This window comes from Chamaesiphon sp. OTE_20_metabat_361, from assembly GCF_031364565.1.
On sequence record NZ_JANLWO010000184.1, the window covers coordinates 1 to 2,306 of the forward strand.

The 2,306-nt window shown below is 47.9% G+C and carries 2 protein-coding genes and 1 tRNA gene; 1 reads left to right on the forward strand and 2 read right to left on the reverse strand.

The window, feature by feature from the left end; genetic code table 11:
- The first annotated feature begins 71 nt into the window (after positions 1 to 71).
- Complete coding sequence (gene rpsD / locus RMO35_RS05115) at positions 72 to 680, forward strand: 30S ribosomal protein S4 (protein WP_309739034.1); 609 nt, start codon at positions 72 to 74, stop codon at positions 678 to 680.
- A gap of 111 nt (positions 681 to 791) precedes the next feature.
- Here the strand turns inward: rpsD and moaA are convergent, their stop codons facing one another.
- Together moaA and RMO35_RS05125 are read right to left on the reverse strand one after the other, a co-directional pair.
- Positions 792 to 1,781 carry a GTP 3',8-cyclase MoaA gene (gene moaA, locus RMO35_RS05120; RefSeq protein WP_309739035.1) on the reverse strand — a complete coding sequence of 330 codons (990 nt, stop codon included), beginning with the start codon at positions 1,779 to 1,781 and terminating at the stop codon, positions 792 to 794.
- A gap of 269 nt (positions 1,782 to 2,050) precedes the next feature.
- Positions 2,051 to 2,137 (reverse strand) — tRNA-Ser (locus tag RMO35_RS05125).
- Positions 2,138 to 2,306 lie beyond the last annotated feature (169 nt).

Genomic DNA, 2,306 nt, shown 5'->3' on the forward strand with positions numbered 1-2,306 from the left:
CTACTAGTCAGAATCACCCTCCTATGTAATAATGGGAGTTTTGGGTTAAGTATCAAGCACTAAGGAAATATATGTCCCGATATCGCGGACCGAGACTGAGAATTACACGTCGTTTAGGCTCCCTACCGGGTTTAACCCGCAAAGAACCACGCCGTGCCTATCCCCCAGGTCAACACGGTCAAAACCGGAAAAAGCGTTCTGAATACGCAATCCGCCTCGAAGAAAAGCAAAAATTGCGGATGAACTATGGTGTCACCGAAAAGCAAATGCTCCGCTACGTGCGAAAAGCAAGACGCGCCACAGGTTCCACCGGATTAGTTTTATTACAATTACTCGAAATGCGGTTAGACAACACTGTCTTCCGTCTGGCAATGGCTCCCACCATTCCAGCAGCACGCCAACTAGTGAATCACGGACACGTCACCGTCAACGGACGCACCGTGGATATCGCTAGTTATCAATGTCGCTCTGGCGATGTCGTCGGCGTTCGCAACCGCGAAGCATCCAAGAAATTGGTAGAAGCAAATCTCCAATATCCCGGCTTGGCTAACACCCCCAACCATTTGGAATTTGATAAGCCGACCTTAACTGGTAAAGTTACAGGCACGATCGAACGCGAGTGGGTAGCTCTTCAAGTCAACGAGTTACTAATCGTCGAGTACTACTCTCGACAAGCCTAGAGATGTTGGATTTTGGATGGCGGCTGCATCCAAAATCTACTCTCTTTGTTTCAGATGGGAGTTTGGAGATGGGAGATGGGAGAGGCAGAAAAGCGATATCGATCGAGTTTTTTAGCCTCCGATTTGAGACATGGTGCGGTGATAGGTTCCGGTTTCATTACCAGATTCGCGTCCTTTGTAATTAATTTCTGGTTTGAGCGCGAGTAAATCTCGCACTTGCGATCGCAATTCCTTGGTAGAGACACCATTTCGCAACGCAGTTTTAAGATCCAACTGTCCGGTTTCATTGAGCAAACACGGACGCAACCAACCATCTGCTGACAATCGCATCCGGTTACACCTGTCACAAAAGCATTCTGACATCTGACTGATAAATCCTAGCGTCCCCTTAGCGCCAGGGATAGTAAACACATCCGCAGGGCCATTTCCCTGCACCTGTGCGGCTGTTAAACCCCACTTTTCGCGAATCTGCTGGCGAATCGATTCTGAAGAGATCCAGCCACGATTGCTAAATAACTCATCATTACCGATCGGCATAAACTCAATAAAGCGGACATGCCACTGCTTGTCAATGCTCAAAGCAGCTAAATCTAGGACTTCGGTATCATTAACGCCAGGAATAACCACTACGTTTAGCTTCAGCGGTGTAAATCCCGCTCGATCTGCCGCTAAAATCCCGTCCCAGACCTGTTGCCACCGCGATCGACCAAATGAACCGACAATGCGATCGAAGGTGGCTTCATGGAGCGAATCGAGGCTGATATTTACTCGCCGCAGTCCAGCTTGATATAAATCTTGCGCCATTCCCGCCAGCAGAAAAGCATTAGTCGTCAAGGATAAATCTTGCGTCTCTGGGAGACTGGCGATCGATCGAACGATTTCGACAATCCCCTTGCGTAATAATGGTTCTCCCCCAGTCAACCGAAAACAGTTGAAACCGACAGGGATAAATACTTCTCGAACCAATGTTAATAGCTCATTATCAGTTAGTACCTGCTCGCGGTGCAGGTACTCTAACTCGGTACCTTCAGGCATACAGTACTGACAGCGAAAGTTACAGCGATCGATGAGGCTAATTCGTAAGTAATTTACCTGGTTCATCTTTCCATTGTGCCCGATCGCTCGATTATTTTCTATCCTTATGCGGGGACTCACTCGAAACTTCTATCGATAGTTAGATCTCAGATGAGTTCGATCGAGATGAGAGATGGGCAGTGTGCCTACGGCAGGCTATCGCCAACGGCTGTCGCTCACTGACCAGAGATGGGGGATTGCCAAATCATAACGTGTATTTCCAATTGCAAAAATGGGCAACGACAATCTACTGACTGTTACTGCCCACTGCGAACGATTGATAATAGTTTTAAGAACGGACAGGGAGGGATTCGAACCCTCGATGGAGTTACCCCCATAACACATTAGCAGTGTGCCGCTTTCGACCACTCAGCCACCTATCCACACAAGTGCAATTTGCACATAAGATCGAATATATCATGTTGCGCGGATTTTCACAAGATATTTCACCTAGATTATGACAACTACCCCTCTTGCTACCCACACCTCAGCCCACCCAGCCGATCGATTTGCGATCGGGATTGCGCCATTATCATTGGATGAAGTCTATCA

Excerpts from the sequence above, each read along its gene's own strand:
- rpsD (WP_309739034.1), top strand. The coding sequence starts at position 72 with ATGTCCCGATATCGCGGACCGAGACTGAGAATTACACGTCGTTTAGGC.
- moaA (WP_309739035.1), bottom strand. The coding sequence starts at position 1,781 with ATGAACCAGGTAAATTACTTACGAATTAGCCTCATCGATCGCTGTAAC.